15 protein-coding genes are annotated in these 19,440 nt (G+C 64.7%); 5 read left to right on the top strand and 10 right to left on the bottom strand.

The annotated features are described in order from the left end of the window. Positions 1-139 precede the first annotated feature (139 nt). From AB4074_RS12185 to AB4074_RS12175, 3 genes are all read right to left on the bottom strand, one after another. Positions 140-2,224 carry a PhoX family protein gene (locus tag AB4074_RS12185; RefSeq protein WP_441413601.1) on the bottom strand — a complete coding sequence of 695 codons (2,085 nt, stop codon included), beginning with the start codon at positions 2,222-2,224 and terminating at the stop codon, positions 140-142. A gap of 109 nt (positions 2,225-2,333) precedes the next feature. After that, positions 2,334-3,323 (bottom strand): o-succinylbenzoate synthase, encoded by a 990-nt coding sequence (locus AB4074_RS12180; RefSeq protein ID WP_441413600.1) that lies wholly within the window; start codon positions 3,321-3,323, stop codon positions 2,334-2,336. A gap of 45 nt (positions 3,324-3,368) precedes the next feature. Then, on the bottom strand, positions 3,369-4,172 hold the full coding sequence (locus AB4074_RS12175) for a hypothetical protein (RefSeq protein WP_441413599.1): 804 nt from the start codon (positions 4,170-4,172) through the stop codon (positions 3,369-3,371). 412 nt (positions 4,173-4,584) lie between these two features. On the opposite strand from AB4074_RS12175, the gene AB4074_RS12170 reads away from it, so the two are divergent. Then, positions 4,585-5,655 carry a LacI family DNA-binding transcriptional regulator gene (locus tag AB4074_RS12170; RefSeq protein WP_441413598.1) on the top strand — a complete coding sequence of 357 codons (1,071 nt, stop codon included), beginning with the start codon at positions 4,585-4,587 and terminating at the stop codon, positions 5,653-5,655. Positions 5,656-5,772: 117 nt separating this feature from the next. Here AB4074_RS12170 and AB4074_RS12165 read toward each other — a convergent pair whose 3' ends face one another. The 4 genes from AB4074_RS12165 to AB4074_RS12150 are packed head-to-tail and all read right to left on the bottom strand — an operon-like array spanning position 5,773 to position 10,469. Beyond that, positions 5,773-7,167, bottom strand: a complete 1,395-nt coding sequence (locus AB4074_RS12165; protein ID WP_441413597.1) for a glycoside hydrolase family 32 protein — start codon at positions 7,165-7,167, stop codon at positions 5,773-5,775. 25 nt (positions 7,168-7,192) lie between these two features. Next, positions 7,193-8,080, bottom strand: a complete 888-nt coding sequence (locus AB4074_RS12160) for a carbohydrate ABC transporter permease (protein WP_441413596.1) — start codon at positions 8,078-8,080, stop codon at positions 7,193-7,195. An 8-nt stretch (positions 8,081-8,088) separates the two neighbouring features. Then, positions 8,089-9,054: a carbohydrate ABC transporter permease gene (locus AB4074_RS12155; RefSeq protein ID WP_441413595.1), complete on the bottom strand. Its 966-nt coding sequence runs from the start codon at positions 9,052-9,054 to the stop codon at positions 8,089-8,091. After that, positions 9,051-10,469 (bottom strand): ABC transporter substrate-binding protein, encoded by a 1,419-nt coding sequence (locus AB4074_RS12150; protein ID WP_441413594.1) that lies wholly within the window; start codon positions 10,467-10,469, stop codon positions 9,051-9,053. Before AB4074_RS12150 ends, AB4074_RS12155 begins: the two co-directional genes overlap by 4 nt. Before the next feature lie 293 nt (positions 10,470-10,762). On the opposite strand from AB4074_RS12150, the gene AB4074_RS12145 reads away from it, so the two are divergent. Genes AB4074_RS12145 through AB4074_RS12135 form a run of 3 tightly spaced genes read left to right on the top strand, consistent with a single transcriptional unit; the run spans position 10,763 to position 14,907 of the window. Then, complete coding sequence (locus AB4074_RS12145) at positions 10,763-12,934, top strand: amylo-alpha-1,6-glucosidase (RefSeq protein ID WP_441413593.1); 2,172 nt, start codon at positions 10,763-10,765, stop codon at positions 12,932-12,934. Beyond that, a complete protein-coding gene (locus tag AB4074_RS12140) occupies positions 12,935-13,957 on the top strand; it encodes a glycosyltransferase family 4 protein (RefSeq protein WP_441413592.1) in 1,023 nt (340 codons plus the stop codon). A 32-nt stretch (positions 13,958-13,989) separates the two neighbouring features. Beyond that, the gene (locus AB4074_RS12135; protein ID WP_441413591.1) at positions 13,990-14,907 is read left to right on the top strand and encodes a phosphatase PAP2 family protein; all 918 of its coding nucleotides are present in this window, start codon (positions 13,990-13,992) and stop codon (positions 14,905-14,907) included. Positions 14,908-14,937: 30 nt separating this feature from the next. Here AB4074_RS12135 and AB4074_RS12130 read toward each other — a convergent pair whose 3' ends face one another. Then, the gene (locus tag AB4074_RS12130) at positions 14,938-15,720 is read right to left on the bottom strand and encodes a hypothetical protein (RefSeq protein ID WP_441413590.1); all 783 of its coding nucleotides are present in this window, start codon (positions 15,718-15,720) and stop codon (positions 14,938-14,940) included. Between the two features lie 266 nt (positions 15,721-15,986). On the opposite strand from AB4074_RS12130, the gene AB4074_RS12125 reads away from it, so the two are divergent. Then, entirely contained in the window at positions 15,987-16,781 is a 795-nt protein-coding gene (locus AB4074_RS12125; protein WP_441413589.1) for an alpha/beta fold hydrolase, read from the top strand. Positions 16,782-16,796: 15 nt separating this feature from the next. Here the strand turns inward: AB4074_RS12125 and AB4074_RS12120 are convergent, their stop codons facing one another. Next, a complete protein-coding gene (locus AB4074_RS12120) occupies positions 16,797-18,074 on the bottom strand; it encodes an acyltransferase family protein (RefSeq protein WP_441413588.1) in 1,278 nt (425 codons plus the stop codon). Between the two features lie 130 nt (positions 18,075-18,204). Then, on the bottom strand, positions 18,205-19,425 hold the full coding sequence (locus AB4074_RS12115; RefSeq protein WP_441413587.1) for an MFS transporter: 1,221 nt from the start codon (positions 19,423-19,425) through the stop codon (positions 18,205-18,207). Between the last annotated feature and the right edge of the window lie 15 nt (positions 19,426-19,440).

The following is a 19,440-nucleotide window of genomic DNA, read 5'->3' as shown; positions in this document are numbered from 1 at the left end:
CAAACGCTCGCTCACCTATGCAGAGATAGGTGAGCGAGCGTCTCCCGAAAGACCCACATAGGTGAGCGAGCGTCGGCGGCTCGGCGGCAGGGCGACAGGGCGGCAGGGCGGCTCGGCGGCAGGGCGGCAGGGAAGAGCCCTAGCCGTCCTTGCGGAACACCTGCACGATCGACGGGCGCGGGGCGCGGACCTGGCCGGCGGCTGGGGCGGCTCCGGCGCCCACGTAATCCGGGAAGAAGGAATGGGGCGCGTCGAACGTCCCTTCCTCGCCCGGGTGCTGCACGGCGACGAAGACGGTCCGCTCGTCGTCGTGCACGATCGGTCCACAGGTCTCGGCGTCGCGCGGTACGGCGAGGAACTGTTCAACCTTGCCGCGTTCGCTGCCGGTCAGGGTGACTTTGAACAGCCCGTCCGCATACCCGATCGACGACGGCGCGCCGTCAGTGGCGATCCACATGTAGCCTGCCGAGTCGAAAGCGACGTTGTCCGGACAGGAAATGGGCGAGACCTTGTCGGCCGGGAAACCGGAGAAGTATGTGGAGGAGTTCTTGGCCGGATCGCCACAAACCATCAGGAGGGTCCAATTGAAGCGCGTGGACGTCTGGTCCCCGGTTTCGGTGATTTCGACGATGTGGCCGTCCCGGTTGAGCGCGCGCGGGTTGACCTCGGCGGCGCCTTCCTTGCCGGGCTTGCCGCGGTCCGAGTTGTTGGTACAGACGACGTAGACCTTGCCGGTCGCAAGGTTCGGCTCGACGTCTTCGCAGCGGTCCATCTTTGTGGGGCCGACCTTGTCCGCGGCGAGTCGGGTGTAGACCAGGACCTCGGGGACGGACATGCCCGGAACGGCGGAGGCGCCGTCGACCACCAAGGGAAGCCACTCGCCGGAACCGTCGAACGCGCCGTCGGAGGGCAGCTTTCCGGTGCCGTCGATCTCAGCCGCGGGAGAGTCACCCGTGAACTTGGCGACGTAGAGGTCGCCTTCGGAGAGAAGGTTCATGTTGTTCCGGCGGGCCGCGGCCGAGTCGCCGGCCATGTACTTGCCCTTGGAGACGAACTTGTAGAGGTAGTCGAAGCGCTCGTCGTCGCCCATGTAAGCCACCACACGGCCGGAGGCGGCAACGATCACGTTGGCACCTTCGTGCTTGAAGCGGCCCATCGCGGAGTGCTTCTTGGGTGTGGAGGAGGGGTCGAACGGGTCGACCTCGACGATCCATCCGAAGCGGCTGGCCTCGTTGGCGTAGCCGGCGTTGTTGGTGTTGAAACGCGGTTCATCAAGTTCCCATTTGCGGGCCGTTGGCTTGTTCGAGAGGCCGTAGCGCTTGTCGCCCGCCGAGGTGCCGGGAGCTACGAAGTAGCCGTTGAAGTTTTCCTCGCCGGAGAGGATGGTCCCCCAGGGAGTGGTGCCGCCGGAGCAGTTGCCCAGGGTGCCCTTGATCTTCCGGCCGGACGGATCGTCGATGGTCTTGACGAGGTCCATGCCTGCGGCGGGACCGGTGAGCTCATACGTCGTGTCGGTCAGGAACCGACGATTGAGCGGCGCGCCCTTCACGTAGTTCCAGGGCTTGTTCTTGTTCTTGCGCTCGAGTTCAACAACCGTGAGCCCGTGCGCGGCACGCCCGATCGCCCGCGCCTCCGCAGCCGCCAAAGTGGCCGGGAACATGATGTTCTCGTTGGTGTACTCGTGGTTGGTGAAGAGCACGGCACGGCGGTCCTTGGAATCCGGGATGGGCAGGATGTCCGTGTAGTCGTTGTTGTAGCCGAACTGGCGGGCCTGCGCTGCCGCGGTCTGGCCCTTCAGCTCGAAGGCCGGCGAGTCGGCAAAGAGTGGATCGCCCCAACGGATGATCGGCTGCCACGCGAAACCATCCGGCACGGTGAAGGCGTCAACGGTGTAGTCGACAGGCTTGATCGGCGTGAACTTGAGCTTGGCCTTGTCGAAGCCCGTCTTTGCCGCCGCGGACAGGCCGGCACCTTCGGGAACGTTGCCAGGCAGGCTTCCGCCCAGCACGACGGCGAGCGCGCCGACGGCGCCGAAGCCCAGGGCGGCGCGGCGGGACACAGCCGCGGAAGCGATGTCGCGGAAGTAGGCGTTGGAGCTCGTGTTGCAAACCTCGCCCGAACAGGCGTTGTCGCACTTCAGGGCGCACGTCACGGGGCTGCGCTTGCCCTTGGTATGGCCGAGCATGGGGAGCAAGTCGAACTTGCGCTTGGTTGATTCAGACATGGGAAATACCTCCGGGGATTGAGTGATTTCCCCACCCTTACAGCGCCAGCGGAATCCGAGAGGACGCTCCGGTAAAGTTCCGGTGAATTCCCAGCTTTTTCACAGCAATCTATGCATTAAGGAGTGCGTGCACGCGCCGGAGCCGGTCCAACCACCAATCGCGACGTTCAGCGGTGGCCGCATACTGCTCCAGCAGCCCCTCGTCGGCGACGGCTTCGCGAACGCGGATGGCGCCGTCGTCGGGCACTAACGGATCCCGCGTGATGTCCGAGGCGAACAGCCGCACGGTCCCCAGCCCGCACGCGTACGGCAGCTCCGGCAGCGCGGCGGCGAGCGCGAGGCCCGCGCGGATCCCCACCGAGGTGTCCAGCGCCGAGCTTACGACGGCGGGAAGCCCGGCTTGCGCCACGATGTCCAGCGCGCGCCGCACTCCCCCAAGCGGCGCCACCTTGACCACGATCAGGTCAGCCGCTCCCGCGCGGGCCACCTTGAGGGGATCGTCTTCCTTGCGCACGGATTCGTCGGCGGCGATGAGCACAGGCGTGCCCTGCTGCGCGAGCCGACGGCGGACTTCAGCGAGGCCCTCGATGTGGGGCACGGGCTGCTCGGCGTATTCGAGCCCGACGGCGGAGAGCCGCCCGAGTGCCTCAACCGCCTGCGGCACGTCCCAGCCTGCGTTCGCGTCCACGCGGATCGCGGCGTCCGGCAGGGCGTCCCGGACTGCGGTGACGCGCGCGACGTCGTCGGCCAGTTCCTGCCCGTGCTCGGCAACCTTGACCTTGACGGCGTCCACGCGGCCAAAGCGCTCCAGGACCTCGGGCACCCGGGCGGCAGGTACGGCGGGGACGGTGGCGTTGACGGGGATAGTGTCCCTTAGCTGCGGCGGAAAACCTTGCCATGAGGCTTCGACGGCGGCGGCGAGCCAGCGGGAAGCTTCGGCGTCGCCGTACTCGGGGAACGGACAAAACTCGCCCCATCCGGCCGGGCCGCGGAACAAGAGGGTCTCGCGCTCGGTGATACCCCGGAACCTGACCCGCATCGGCAGGCTGACCACTTTGGCTGTGGCAAGGAGCTCGTCGAGAGTGGGGAATGGAGGCATGGTTTCACTGTAACGTGGGGCGCCGCTAGGCCGGGTGGGACGGTGCTAGGCCGAGTTGCCTGTTTGCGGCGGGGTGGGCTGTTTCGTGGCAGGAATAGTGGGCAGTTGATCGCCGGCATGGTCAACGATCGCATTGACGTAGCTGCTGAGCTCCTGGATGACGGCATCCGTGGGCTGCGCATCCGGCAGCGGGTGCACGCCCGTGACGAACAGGTTTCCGCTCATGGTGACCATGCGCAGCACATGGATCGGCGACCCGGAACCCGTGATGGTGGTGACGTAGGCGAACGACTTCGAGCCATGAAGATCCATATTCAACCGCGTCAGGGACGAGTGCACGGATTGATTCCCCGAGCTAATAGTCACCTCGGTGCAATATCCGAGGACTTTACCGATGCTGTATATGCCCTGCCAGAAATAGCCGGAATCGTCGGAGGACGCCATGATGACGGACATATTCGCCTGGGGGCCAAGCACCGCGGCCGCCGTCGGGATTCTGTAGTCGAGCAACTCTCCTGCTTTCAGGAGGTCCCGGCAATTGGCGGGATCTGTGGTCATGTCGGCGGGCCCGACTGCCATCGAATCCTGCATGTCCTGAATTGCTGCCTCATCAATGAGCCGCGACATCACGCCGTCGGGAGCGCGGAGGTTGCCGAGCAACGCCTGCAGCTCTTGCGACGATTGGACCCGCGTTTGGGTACCACTGCTTGTAGTTGGTGCCGCGGATGGCTTGGAGCTCGGAGGGGCGGAGGACGTCCCGGCTGGGGCCAAGGGTCCGGCCGCAGTTACGTCGAACACGCAGGCGTTGAGACTCACTGCCACCGCAGCTGTCAGGACGATCGTAGCCATTCGGCGCAAGGAAAAAATCGGACCCACCCCCATAGATCTGAAACACCGGTTCTGCCCGGCACGCCCAACGATACCGCTTGGCGTTCGGCTCGAAGGGCGTATATCTGAGCGAGGGTTCGGCTCGAAGGGCGTATATCTGAGCGAGCGTTCCTGTCTTTTGCCCTATATCTGAGCGAGGGTTCCTGACACACAGGGCCCCCAAACGCTCGCTCACATTTGGGGTGTTTTCGGCAAACGCTCGCTCACCTTTGGGGTGTTTTCGGCAAACGCTCGCTCACTTGAGGTGAGCGAGCGTTCGGCTGGAAGGCCATATATGTGAGCGAGCGTCGGGCTGGGGAACGGGCGCGGGCCGCCCCTCACACGCGTTAGGTAGAATGCAGCAAGAAACGGAACCACAGCCGGAGGAGCACGCATGCAGCGCAAGGCCACAGCACTCGACGTCGCCAAACGGGCCGGCGTCTCGCGGAGTGCGGTGTCGCTGGTGCTCAACGGCCGCGGAGACGGCAACGTGGCCAAGGAAAGCCAGGACCGTATCCGGCAGGCCGCCGCGGACCTCAACTACTCCCCCAACCCCATCGCCCTGAGCCTGCGGAACCAACGAACACGCGTGATCGGCATCGTGTCTGACGAGGTGGTGGTGAGCCCGTTCGACGGCAACATCATCGGGGGCGCCGACGACGTCGCGCGGGCCCACGGCTTTGTCACCGTGGTCATGGACACCGAGCGCGACGCCTCCCGTGACGAGAGCGCCGTCGAGACCCTGCTGGACCGGCAAGTGGACGGGCTGATGTACGTCACGGTCGGTTTGAAGCCGCTCGACGTGCCCCAGGGCATGTTGCGGATCCCCTCCGTGCTCGCCAATTGCTTCGACAACAGTCCCGCCCCACGGCTGCACCACGTGATCCCGGACGAAGTTTCCGGGGGTCGCGAAGCCACTGAGCACTTGCTTCAGCTGGGCCATCGCGATATCGCGTTCCTCGCCGGCGCCGCCACCTCACCGGCCGTGCCCTTGCGCATCAGGGGGCATCGGGAAGCAATGGCCAAGGCCGCCATCCCCGTTCGCGAGGACCGCGTGTTCATGGCAGGTTGGGACATCAACGACGGTTTCCACGGCGCCATGGGACTGCTCTCCGCCACCGAGCGGCCGACGGCGATTGTGTGCGCGAACGATCGACTCGCCATCGGCGTCGCACTGGCTGCGGCGCGGCTGGGGCTGACCGTACCGCGCGACCTGTCGATCATGGGTTACGACGACGAGTTCCGCATCGCGGCCACCATGGTCCCCGCGCTCACCACCATGGCGCTCCCCCTGCGGGAAATGGGTGCGGCCGCGATGAGCATGTTGCTGGGGCAGATTGAGGATCCGGCCCACCGGCCGACGTCGGGCGACGGCACCGGTTTGGAGGACAATGCCGGCTTGGAAACCATGGTTCCCTGCCGCTTGGTGGTCCGCGAGTCAACAGGCCCCGTGCCCGCCCGCTGAATCTCCCCGCTTTTGGCTGGGCCGCCGCCCCGGAATCCGCGGAAATACAGGGATCTCGGACTGCGACACCGGCCAAAATTGGTCAAAAGTGGGGAAACCACGACGGCGGCCTGCCGCCTATTCCGGCAGCTTCAGTTCCCAGACGTCCGCCGCCGCACCTTCGGGAAGCTCAAGGATCCATTCCTCGCCCAAGGCAGGATAGGCGCGGAGGGTTGTGGCAACGGAGCCCTTCCGATACACCTCTACCAAGGAAGCATCCACGAAGATGCGGAGTTCCTCGCTGGCGGACAGCGGCCCCGCAAACACGACTTGCCGTTCCACGCCCGAGGCCAGGACCAGCCGAACCTCACCGGCTCCACCGCCAGCCCCAGTCTTCACAGCCGCCTCGGCAAACGGCGGCAAGGGAACCATCCCGGAAGCTCCGCTCGCAAGCACAGCACCCCGGTATGCCTCGACCTCCGGCGCAGGAGCCACCACCAATGCACCGTCCTCAACCGAGAGGAAGCGCGGGTGGGTTAATACGCCGGCCCAGCCTGCGGCGTCGATCTCGTCTTGCGAACGGCCACGTCGGCCATCACGGCCCGGGCCTTCGTTGGCCCATCCCCACAGCAGGGCACGCGGCTCCGCCCCCGACGCAGAACCCAGCTGAGCAATCTGCGGGGCATAGAAGTCCCGGCCAAGGTCGGATCTGCCGCCGGAACGCGGGACGAACACGGGCAGCCCCGTAGACGGGTCCTCAGCGAGCGAGCCGATCAGGTGGCCCACCCCGTTGGCGTGCTCGTGATCATCGCCGGAGAGCCAGAGGGAGAACATCATGACCCAGGTTTCGGCCCCGTCAGACGGCACACGAACCAGTTGCGGGCACTCCCAGATCTCGGCCGGGGTGTGCGTAGCTGCCACGGGGTTTTCGGTGGTCAGCCAAATGCCTTGGTACTTCCAGTCGGACATGTCCTCCACCGTGTACAGCAGCAAAGCAGCATGTCCATTGGCCAGCCCGGCGCCCTGCACGGCGTAGCGCTTGCCGTTGAAGTGGAAGATGAAGGGGTCGCGCACGGCCGTGACCAGGCCGTCGTCCGGCATGGAAGCTGCAATGTGACCATCCTGTTCCCAAGTCACCAAGTCCGCGGAACCCCGGGAAATCACCACTTGCGAGTGACCACCGTCGCCCCGCACGCCCGAGTACGCGGCGGTGGGGACACCGCCGTCGTCGGTCACCACACCGGTCCAGCAACCGAACTCATCCGGGCCGCCGTCCTGCGGGCGCAGCGCGACAGGGTGCTCATCCCAATGAACCAGGTCCGGGGAGCTGACGTGGCCCCACTGGATCCGGTGGTGCCGGGCCGATTCCGGGTTGAACTGGAAGAACACGTGGTAGCGGCCGTTAATGTAGCTGACGCCGTTGGGGTCGTTGATCCAGCCTTGCGCCGGCCGGGGGTGGAAGCGCGGGAAAGCCGGGTCCGGGTGGGTGGCCGCCGCGACTAGAGCAGGGGCGGAAGATATGACGTCCGTCATCGAGGTCCTTTCAGGGAAGTAGAGGCTATTTGCCGGTGCCGGCGGTGAGTCCGTCACGCAGAGCGCGCTGGCCGAACATGAACACCACCAGGGCGGGAATCATGGAGAGGATCACGCCTGCCAGGACCACGGAGATGCTGCCCGTGCCGAGGTTGCCCTGCAGCGACACCAGGCCCAGCGGGAGCGTGAAGTTCTGCTCGGAGATGGTCAGGATGAGCGGGCGGAAGAACTCGTTCCAGTGGTAGTTGAAGGCCAGGATGCCCACGATCGCCATGCCCGGCATCGCCAGCGGCGCATACACCGAGCGGAACGTGCGCCACGGCGAGGCTCCGTCGATCGCGGCGGCCTCGCCCAAATCACTTGGCAGCCCCAGGAAGTACTGGCGCATCAGGAAGGTGCCGAACGCCGTCGGGATCGCCGGAAGGATCAGCGCAAGGAGCGTGTCGGACAGACCGATGCCGCGGATCAGCATGAAGACCGGAACGATCGTCACCTGCGCCGGGACCATCATGGTGGCCAGCACAATCGAGAACAGCGCCCCGCGGCCCCGGAACTTGAGGTTCGCGAACGCGTAGCCGGCGAGCGCCGCCGTGAACATCTGCCCGACGGCGATCAGTCCCGTCACGAGGGCACTGTTGAGGACCAGCAACATAATGTTGAGCTGCTTGAAGACCTGGTCATACGACGAGAAATCGGGGTTGAGCGGAAGGAACGACGGCGGCAGCTGGAACGATTCCGCCGGTGGCCGCAGCGAGGTGGACAGGGTCCACAACACAGGGCCGAGGATGAAGACGGACGCGATCAGGAGCAGCACGATTCGTCCCGCCATGCTCCAGTTCCGCTTCTTGCGGGCCGCGGGACGTTGGGCAGCCAAGCGATCGACGACGGCGCGCTGGGTTGAGGTTGTAGTCATGGCGGGCCTTACTGGTAGAAGACGAATCGTTTGCTGAGCCGGAACTGGGCGGCTGTGATGGCCATGATGATCAGCGTGAGGATGACGCCGATCGCCGATGCCTGGCCGAATTCGAGGCGCTGGAACGCGGACTCGAAGATCACCATCACCGCGGTGCGCGTGGAGTCGCCGGGGCCGCCGCGGGTCAGGACGTAGGGCTGGTCGAACACTTGCAGGGCGTTGATGATTGCCATGACGGATGCCACTAGCGTGGTGGGGCTCAGGAGCGGCAACGTCACGTGGAGGTGTTTGCGCCAGCCCGTGGCACCGTCGATCGACGCGGCCTCGTACGTTTCGGTAGGGATGGACGCCAGCCCGCCGATGAACAGCAGGAACGAGAACCCGAAGTTCTGCCACACGTACACGAGGATCACGACGGCGGCAGAACCGGCCGGCGTCGTCAGCCACGGGACGGCGGGGATGCCTACGAAGGACAAGAGCCAGTTGACTACGCCGAATTGTTCGTTGAACAGGTAGCGCATGAAGATGGACACCGACGCGGCGGACAGGATCAGCGGGAAGAAGAAAGCGCTGCGGAAGAAGACGCGGAGCCAGGCCGGGAGCTTCTCCTGCACCATGATCGCCAGTGCTAACGCGAGGCCGAGCTGAAGCGCGACTGCGACCACCACGAACAGTATGGTGTTCAGGAACGAGACACGCACTGTGGGGTCCTGGACCACTTCGGCGAAGTTGTCGAACCCGACGAAGCTTGGCGCTGAAATGATGTCCCAGCGAAAGAACGCGAGGACCACCGAAGCGACGATCGGCACGAGCGTGAACAGGCCCATGCCCAGGATGGTCGGGGCCAGGAACGCCCACGGCAGCCAGCGCTGACGCCGTCTTCCGCTTGCCTCGCTCTTCGCGGCGCCGTTTCGGCGTTTGGGCCCCGCGCCGTTTCGGCGTTTGGTGGACATGCCCGTTGTTGCCGTGCTCATGCCTGCCTCCTCAAGGCGATCTCAAGGTCGCGCTGCATGGAGTCGAGGGCCTGCTTGAGCTGGCGCTCGTCACCGCTGACGGCCAGGGATACGTTTTTCATCAATGCGGTCTCGACGGCGGCCTGCTGGGGCGGTGCCGGAATGGGACCTGTGGTGGGGAATTTGTCGAGGGTGTCGTAGAAGACTTTCCAGTGTTTGGGTCCGCGTCCCGCATACAGCTGCTCGTTGACCATGGAGCGGCGCGCGGGGGTGGTGTTCGGCGTCGGGAAGACCAAGCGCATGGCTTCCAGGCTGGAAGCGAACTTGAGCCACTCCCAGGCCGCGTCCTTGTCCTTGGCGGTCTTCATGATGGCGTAGCCCGCGGTACCGAACTGGTGCCGTTGGGTGCGCCAGCGCGGGAAGAACTGGACGTCGAAGCCGTCTTCCTTCATTCCTGCTTCGTGGAGGCCTTCCACCCAGTAGCCGCCGGCCGGGGTCATGCCGATCCTGTTGGAAGCGAACAGCCCCACGAGGGAATTTCCGCCGCCTTCCTCGGGACGAACGCCCAAGCCATCTTTGACGAGGCCCCGGAGGTAGTCGAACGACTCGTACACCCGCGGGTCATCGGCATTGGGTTCAAGCCACTGGTAGCCGCCGGAGCGCAGTCCGCGTGAAGGATCCTGCGCGTAGAAGCTGTCCCAGAGCCATTCGCCGCCAGTGGACTTCGATTCCTTGAGGAAGCTGGTGTCGTTCGCATAGAGCCAGGGCACCACGCCGCCAAAGAGCCTGTTGGTCCAGTAGTACGGAGTGAAGTCCTGCGGCCTCGCTTTCCGCATCGCAGCAAGGTTGTTCCGGAAGTCCACCTGGGTCCAGTTATCCGCGGGACGTTCGAGTCCGGCTTGTTGCAAGGCCGAGGTGTTGTAGTACATGTTGGCGGCGTTCCAGTCGATGGGAAGCTGGAACAGACTTCCCTTGTACATGAACGCTTCAACGAGGCTCGGGTGGACGTCCGCGAAGTACTCCTTCATGTCCGCGGCATCACGCCGAAGGTACTCGTCCAAAGGGTGCGCCAGTTTCTCGGCGAAGAGCTGGGCGCCTTCGGTGGCCACGTAGACCACATCCGGTGGCGTTCCTGCTGCCACCATGGTGAGGATCTTGGTGAAGAAGTCCTTCCAGTCCGCGGCCTGGATTGCCTGGACCTTCACCTTGATTTCCGGGTGCACCTTCGCGAACGCATCAATGACCCGCTGGCGGGCGGCTGCGTCCGCTGCGGTTCCCATGATGGCGATGCTGAGGCTATTGTCGCCGCGGCCCGGGATGTCCATTCCGGTCAACCGTGGCCACGACGCCACTGTTGCTCCGACAATTCCCGCACCCAAGGCACCAAGGGCTGTCCTGCGGGAGATGTCACGCAGCTTCCCATTGCTTCCTGCCATGTCCAATTCCTCCCTAACACGTGTTAGGTAGCGTAAATCCATCACTTAACACGTGTCAAGCGTCACATTCGTGTTACGCGCCCCTCACCCTCCCGACCCTCGCTCACATACGTGCCCCAAACCCCGAACGCTCGCTCACATACGTGCCCCAAACCCCGGGTCCAACCCGACATATCCGAGCGAGCGTCCAGCCAAAAGCCCCCATATCTGCAGGAGGGTTCACTTCCGAAGACGTGGCGAATACGCTGAAACAAGCTGCCCCATTCCCCCGTCCCTAGCTTTGGAGCCCATTGATGACAGGTTGGAATGCCGAGAACCTCGCAGGTTCGGCCGGCGCGGGTGCCGTGACACTGTTGGCAGGAACATCGTTTTGCGTGTCTGCGGCCAACGGAGACATGGACCAACTGCGACCGCACGGGATGTTCTTCCGTGACACGCGGTTCGTTTCAAACTGGGCGTTGGAGGTGAACGGCCACCCCATCGAGGCCTTGGGTTCTCCTGTCCCGGAGCCCTATCGCGCCGATTTCGTCGGCCGAGCGTCTCGCACCGATGGCTTGGCGGACAGCCATCTGCTGATTGAACGCCGGCGGAGCCTGTTCGGCGGAGTGCGCGAAGAGATCACGGTCAGGAATTTTTCCAGCAAGCCCACCCGCGCCACGGTTTCGCTCACGGTCAATGCCGACTTTGCCGACATCTTCGAAGTGAAGGAGGGCCGGGCACGCCACGAGAGTGTGCATTTGACCCGGGGCAGCGACGGTTCGTTGGTCCTTGAGTCCCAGCGGCAGGACCGGCATGTCCTGGTCGCCGTTGACGCTCCGCATGGCGTGGTTGACGGGGATGTCATCAGCTACGACATCACTCTTGAACCCCAAGGCCATTGGTCCACGGGGGTGACGGCCACGCCCCGCATCGACGGTGTCGGTCCCGAGGCGGACGCCCAGGTTTGGGGGAACCAACGCCCCTACGATGTCCCTGAAGAAAGGCTTCAGGAGTGGCATGGCAAGGTTCCTACAACGGAACTTGCCAACAAGGCCTTCGATAAAGCGTTGGCCCAAAGCAGGGCAGACCTCGGCTCCCTCAGGATCTTCGACCCCGACCATCCCGGACGCACGGTGGTGGCTGCAGGATCGCCTTGGTTCATGGCCCTTTTCGGCCGGGACTCGCTCCTGACGTCCTTCATGACCCTTCCGCTGGATCCCTCGCTCGCGCTGGGAACACTCAAAACCCTCGCCGACCATCAGGGCCGTACCGTCAATCCGCTCAGCGAAGAGGAGCCGGGCCGGATCCTGCACGAGGTGCGTCTCGGCGCCACCACAGGCCTCGCGCTTGGCGGCGGGAGTGCCTATTACGGTTCAGTGGACGCCACCCCGTTGTTCGTCACGCTCGCCGGTGAGCTCACCCGCTGGGGGTTCCATTCCGATGTCTCGGAATTCCTTCTGCCGGCGGTGGATCGCGCCCTGGACTGGATCCGCGACTACGGAGACGCCGACGGCGACGGCTTCGTTGAGTACTCGCGGGCCACGGACCATGGCCTCCTCAATCAAGGCTGGAAGGACTCAGGGGACGGCATCAACTTCGCCGACGGCACATTGGCGGAGCCGCCGATCGCCTTGTGCGAAGTCCAGGGCTATGTCTACACCGCCTATCTCAGCAGGGCCCTGATGGCCCAAGAAGACGGAGACCTGAAGCTGGCCGCGGTGTGGGGCGCACGGGCAGCCGAGCTCAAGCGAAAATTCAACGAGCAATTCTGGCTTCCTGAACGCGGCTATTTCGCCATCGCCCTCGATCGGGACAAGCGGCCGGTAGACGCCTGTGCGTCCAATATGGGCCATTGCCTGTGGAGCGGAATCGTCGACGACGACAAGGCTCCGTTAGTCGCGGAGCGGCTGATGTCGGACACCATGTTCTCGGGCTGGGGCGTCCGGACGTTGGCCTCGGACATGGCGGCATACAACCCGGCGAGCTACCACAATGGCTCGGTGTGGCCGCATGACAATGCCCTCATTGCCGGCGGATTGATGCGCTACGGCTTCGTCGAGGAGTCCCAGCGCCTCGTCACAGGCCTCCTCGATGCGGCCGAGGCGTTCGGCGGACGGCTCCCCGAGTTGTTCTGCGGACTGGACAGGAAAACCTACGGGACGCCCGTCCCCTACCCTTCGTCGTGTTCGCCACAGGCATGGGCGGCTGCCACGCCGGTTCACTTGCTGAGGGTATTGCTCCGCTTCGATCCGTGCCTCACCCACGGCGGCCTCTGGCTGGCGCCGGTGGTTCCCGAAGGCTTCGGCGACATCCGAATGCGGAACATCCCGCTCGCCGGCTCCCGGATCTCCGTGGAGGTGGTCAACGGAGAAACACGGGTCACGGACCTGCCCGAGAATGTCGCGCTCCACCTCGAAGCCCGCAAACCGTTGTCCGATCTCTTGGATGTACACCACGCCACCGCCGGACCGCGGCGGGGGCACTAGGTGCGCATCGGACTGGTTGCCCCGCCCTGGATTCCAGTACCGCCGCCTGCATACGGCGGCACGGAGTCGATCATCGATATCCTGGCCCGCGGTCTGGCCGCCTCGGGCCACGATGTGCTTCTGGCGGCGGCGTCCGGAAGCACATGTCCAGTGGACAAAGTCCCCGGCCCGCCGCTTGCGGACGGCTCGAGGATAGGGAACGGGACGGACGAACTCCGCCACAGCGTGTACGCATTCGCGGCCATGGACGACGTCGACCTCATCCACGACAACACCCTGGCGGGGCCGCTGTACAGGCATCGGCCGAAGGGAACGCCCATCGTCGCAACGGCGCACCTCCCGTTTTCGGCAGAAAACCATGACATCTACCAGGCCATGGCCACGGACACAGCGATCATTGCCATCTCGCACCATCAAGCGGACACTGCCCCCGCCATCAAGATACGGAGGGTCATTCACCACGGGATAGACACGCAGTCCGTCCCGCTCGGAGCCGGCGACGGCGGCTACGCCTGCTTCCTCGGCCGGATGCATCCTGGCAAGGGCCTGCCGGAAGCAATCGAGACCGCCCGACTGGCCCAGGTACCGCTGCGAATTGCGGCCAAGATGTACAGCGCGGAAGAACATGAGTACTACGCCGAGGTCATCGCACCGCTGCTCGGGCCCGACGTCGAATACCTCGGCGAGCTGAACGCGGCGGACAAGTTCGTCCTCCTGGGCGGGTCCGTGGCCCTGTTGAATCCGCTGCAGTGGGATGAACCCTTCGGGATGGCGATGATCGAGTCCCTCGCCACGGGGACACCGGTGGTGGCAACTTTCCGGGGATCAGCCCCGGAAATCGTGTCCGATGGCGTCACGGGCTATCTCCGTTCCAGTCCCCCGGAACTGGCCGAAGCCGTCATTGCCGCCGCGACGCTGGACCGCGGCGAGTGCCGCCGCGCCGCGGAAAACTACTTCAGCGCCGAGAGGATGGTTGCCGAACATTTGGCGCTCTATGAGGAACTCCTCGCCGAGCAAAAGTGATCCTCCCAGCCAAATATGACACCCTGAAAGTAATGAGTTTTCCTAAGACGAGCCGGATGCCGGCCACACGTGGTACCGCCAGCAGGCGATGGGCGGGCGCTGGGATGGGCTTCCTTTTTGTGGTCTCCACCTTGGCGTGCATGGTCGCATTCGTTGCCACCTACTATTTTTTCGTGCGCACCACCACGGGACAGTACATCGACGAATCCGCCCTGGTGGAAGCCGCGACCATCAACGGTCCCACCGAGCGGGCAACCACCCAGTTCCTCGATTGGTTGCCGGTCATCTCGGTGGCGATCGCCGCCGTCGTCGTTCTTTTCGTCACGATCATGCGCCGCCGCTGGAAGTCCGCCGGGATCGCGGTGGCCGCTTGTGTCGCGGCGAACCTGGCCACCCAGCTCCTCAAGGACTGGTTCCCGAACAGGCCGTTCCGCGGCGTCCAGACCATTGAACTGAACTCGCTGCCCTCCGGTCACACCACGCTCGCGGCCTCAGCGGCCGCCGCGGTCTTCTTGGTGGTATCGCCGCGGTGGCGGCCTCTGGCGGGGTTCCTCGGCGGCACTTTCGCAGTGGCGGCCGGGGTTTCCACGCTGATCAACCAGTGGCACCGGCCCGCCGACGTCGTCGCCGCGTTCCTCGTGGTGGGAGCGGTCATGCTGCCGGCTGGCTGGTTGGTGCTGCGAACGGGAAAGCGCTGGAATGTCCAGGACGGCCGCGGTGAGCACTGGGCGTCGTCGCGTGTCTGGCTTTCGCTGTCGACTCTGGCGGGCGTCGTCGCCGCGGCCGTTGCGGTGTACTCGCTGATTGGAATCGCGAGCGATTTCGGGCAGGAAAGCACCACCAACTATTTCTGGGCTGGCGTCTCCCTGATTGTCATCACCGGTTATCTGGCAACGGTCGCTGCCACCTGGCTTTTCGGTCTGAATGCCCGACGGCGGCAGTCACCTTAGTGCCGCGCGCGGCTTCCTGCCCGGTCTGGTCTAGAGGCTCAGTGCGCTGAGTGCTTCTGCCCGATAGAGGTTTTCGATGATGATGTCGGCCTGCGTTGGGCCGATTTTGGGGTACATCGTGCGGAGCTCCTTCACGGCTGCCTCGTGTCCGCGGCTGACGTGGATGACTCGTAGCCAGTTGATCTGCAGGCTGGAAAGGCGCACCGCGACCTTGGAAAATTGTCGCTGTTCGATAATGCGCCAAACGCTCACGGTCGCTTGCGCGAGGGCCAGCACGATGATCAGTGGCGTTAAGGCATCAAGCCGGCGTGAATCGCAAAAGTACGTCGCGGTAAAGAAACCCGAAACCCACAGCGAGCCGGCACCGAAATTCTGCCATCTAAGCCAATCAAGGAAGTGTCCCGGGCGTAGTGGTGGGATCTCCAAAAGCGCCGCCTTCTCCGCAGGCACTACTGAAATGGCAGCCGATGCCAGCAGCAGGCCACCCATCCACAAGGACGGGTTGGCGGGATCGGAGAATCCAGGCGCCGATAGCAAGGGCGACGAAACCACGGCCAGAGGCAAGATGACCGGAAGGACATCCGCTACTTGTCTTCGCATCAGGACCATCGGCTTGGACCAGAAGCGCCAAGACAGGATGATGACACCCCAGATCAGGGCGACGGCGCCATAGAAGAAGGAAAGCAGAACGATCTTGCCATTCTCCGGTCCGGCGGGTGCTGTGGCGGCCAGCCACATTCCGACACAGCCCTCAAGGATCAAGGTGCTGCCCGCCACGATGGATACAGGTTTCGCATACCGGATTGCCCGCATGAACTGTTCCCTCCCCGCCGAGACAGTTCCCCCTGCGATCATCGAACGCCAATGCCTCGCAGGTGTCAACGATTCCGGGATCGCCGGGCGGCTCAACATTCGACCACTTTTGAACAACCTTCCAGTCCGGATCCCCCGTATTTCCACGGATTCGTAGGAGGCAGCCGGGCCAAAGGTGGTCGTATCTGGAGGCTCGGCCCGCTGAGCGCTGGTGCCCGACGGCGGCACTCACCTTAGTGCCGCGCGGCGAGGCGTACCCTGATGCTATGGGCGCCGAAGTCCTGGATCTCAGGCTCACCACGGGCATACGGGTTCCGTGCCTCGTCCAGGGCCACGCCGATGCGAAGCCGTTGTTGCTGTTGCACGCCTGGGGTGAATCCCGTCGTAGCTTTGACCGCCTTGTACCTCTGCTGACGGACTTCAGGGTCTACGCACCCGACCTCCGCGGCCAGGGAGACGCGGAGAAGCCGGAGCTCGGCTATTCGTTGGCGGAACAGGCCGAGGACGCCGCAGCCATCCTGGATGCGCTCGGTGTCCAGAGGGCTTTCGTCCTTGGTTCCTCCAGCGGCGGCTACGTGGCCCAGCAGCTAGCCATCGGGTACCCCGATCGTGTCGCAGCGCTCGTGCTGGTGGGCTCTCCCCTAAGCCTGCGGGGTCGGACTGCTTTCGCCAACGAAGTCGCCAGTCTCCAGGACCCGGTTGACGAGAGCTGGGTACGGAATTCCCTGGCATGGTTCCCACTACTGCATGCGATTCCTGCTTGGTATATCGAGGACCGGGTGCGCGACGGAGTCAGGATGCCCGCGCATGCGTGGAAGCTCATCCTCGATGGCTTGCGTACGGCAACTCCGCCCACGGAGTCCGGAACCATTCTCGCGCCCACCCTGATCTTGTGGGGCGCACATGATGGTGTGCTGCCTCGAAGGCACCAGGAAGCCTTGGCGGCTCGAATACCCGGCGCCGCGTTGAAGGTTTATCCCGGGGTAGGGCACCTGGTCTTGTGGGAGTGCCCGGACCAAGTGGCAGCGGATGCCACCGCGTTCCTCAGTTCACTCGACTGAGGTTCTGGGACGGCATCACACACCCGCCCTCGCGGCCCCCGCCTTCGGCACCAGTGCGCGCAGCCGGAGCCGGGCCGGTTCCTCGACGTACTTGAACAACAGATGGGTGGCCAAGGCAATCCCGAGCAGGCACGCCGCCCCGAGCAAGTTCTCCGCCACCGGACTTGCCCCATGCGGCCAGTCCTTGATGAGCCAGTAGAAGAGGTAGATGAAGAACATGTGGACCAAGTACAGGCTGTAGGAGCTGTGGCCGCCATATTGCAGCCACCGCGCCGACAACGCCGAGCGGAGCCAGCCGCGGGTCAGGCTAAGCAGCGCAATGAGCAGCGGGAAGGCAAGCACGGCCAGCCGTCCCGGGCCAGGTTTTCCGGCCGTGGCCAGGAAGATCACGACGGCGGTTCCGGTCAGCAGGGCGCCGGGACCGGCCAGGGCAGGATTGAACTTCATACGGTCCGCGTTCCGAGCTGCTATGCAGGCGAAAGCCCCCGCAATGAAGCAGCACGCGATCCGCAGCAGCCATTGGTACGGCTGGTCCTCATCCGTGGCGATTGGCAGGTCCGGACCCCAGATGGCTGTCGGCAGGAGGACGAGCACGGAGGCGGCCATCGCCGTGAGCGGATGCAGCCGGCGCAGCCGGAACAGGACCAGCGCCAGCAGCGGAAACGCCAAGTAGGCCAGCCACTCGGCACTGACCGTCCATCCCGGGCCGAACCAGCTGGCGCCGTCGGTACCCGGTTGGAACCAGAGATGCATCATCAGCAGCTGCTTGGCCAGCCCCCACGGCGACAGGTCCGGAGCCTGGGTCTGGAGGGACCATTCCCGCACGGATTCCTGCGCGGTCCCATATACGAACCACAGGCCCAACACGCCCACCACCAGGGCGAACGCGGGCCACATGCGGGCGAACCGGGCCCAGACAAAGTCGGCTGCAGCTCGCCAGCGGAAACGTGGGCCAAGCCGGTCCAGGTACGTGTAGGTGATGATGAAGCCGCTGAGCACAAAGAACACGTCCACGCCCAGGTCGCCGTTGGCAATGATGGGCCGGAACAGCTCATAGACGGGGGCGAGGAAGGTGTGCTGCATGGCCTGAAGATGGAAGAACACCACCCACAGGGCGGCAACAAAACGCAGCGCGGTCAGCGTCGCGAGATCAGGCCGGGACTGCTTTGCCTCGCTCTTCGGCAGGCGGTTCTCCGCCCCGGAACCAAGCGGCGGTGCGTTGTCCGTGACGGGCTTCCCAGCGGTCGGATTCGCAGTGGGGGCACGATGCGGAGGCGCGATGACTGAGAACATCCAATTCACCATACCGGATGCACCTGACCGGAGTCTGGGAGCTGCATACCCAACTAGCTCGCAGTTAACGTCGTTTTGAGGGCCCAAAACGACATCTATTGCGAGCCAGTTGGGCCCGCGCCGGCGGGGACTAGTAGTTCCTGCGGTGCTTGAGTTTCGGGAGTGCGACGGCGAACACCGCCGCGGCGGCCAAGCCAAGGAAGCCGGTGGCCCAGACGCCCGCCGCGAGCGATATTGCAGCCGTCAGGGCCGAGAGCAGAACGGGTCCGCCTGTGGCACCGGCGTCGGAAATGAACCTCCACAAGCCGAGGAATTGCCCGCGACCCTTCTCCGGGGAAAAGTCGGCGCCGAGAGTCATGATGAGTCCTGAGCTGATGCCGTTGCCGAAGCCGATCAGGAGCGAGGCCAGCAGCAGCCCCACGAACTCCGCGGACGACGGCATCAGGAACAACGCCGCGCCCATGATGAGGGTGGACGGTACAGCGACCCACATGCGCCCCTTGCGGTCCATGAGCTTGCCGGCCGGATAGAACACCAGCATGTCGATCGCGCCGGACAAGCCGTAAATCAGTGACGCGTGTGTGGCGTCCAATCCCAAGTGGTCCGCCCACAAAGGGATGACCACCTGACGTGACGCCCGCAGCGCGCTGAGCAGCAGGATCCCGGTGCCTATCGTCAGGAACACGCCCGCGTGCGAAACCGCGACGCCACGGAGGGTGGGCTCGGGACCCTTCCGCCCGCCGTCGCCGTCGTCCGGCAACACAAGGTCCGGAATGGTGAGGGAAAGCACCGCGGCTGCCGCCATGCCCGCCACGCCAACCCAATATGCGCCGCTGATGCCGGCGAACTGCATCAAGGCCGCGCCGACGAACGGGCCGATGAACACGCCGATCCGGGTGACGCCGCCCAGCGTCGAGAGGGCACGTGCCCGGTAGATGACCGGGACGGCTTCCGTGAGGTACTTCTGTCGCGCGAGGTTGAAGACGCTCGTGGACATCCCGACGACGGTCATCGCCGCGGCGAGCAGCCAGATGCCGTTGTGCGCAAGGAGCGGCGCGAATCCGGCCGCCAGCAGGGCCAAGGCTCCGGCCGCGCCCGCGGCGACGATGGCCCATCGTTCGCCGAACTTGATGGTGATGAGCGAAGCGGGCAGGTTGAAGAACCACGATCCCAGCCCGATCAGGGTAACCACCAACGCGGAAACGGCCACGGAAGCACCAAGGTCGCGGGCGGACAACGCCACCACCGGAAGGACCGCGCCTTCGCCGATACAGAACAGCAGGGCGGGCCCAAATGCGGGCAACGCTATGCTGCGGAGATTGAAGGGCTGAAGGGTGCTGGTGGTGGTCATCCCCTTCATCCTAGA

It is taken from the genome of Arthrobacter sp. 2MCAF14, assembly GCF_052115645.1.
Lineage (GTDB): Bacteria > Actinomycetota > Actinomycetes > Actinomycetales > Micrococcaceae > Arthrobacter.
This window is presented reverse-complemented; position numbering and strand designations above follow the sequence as displayed.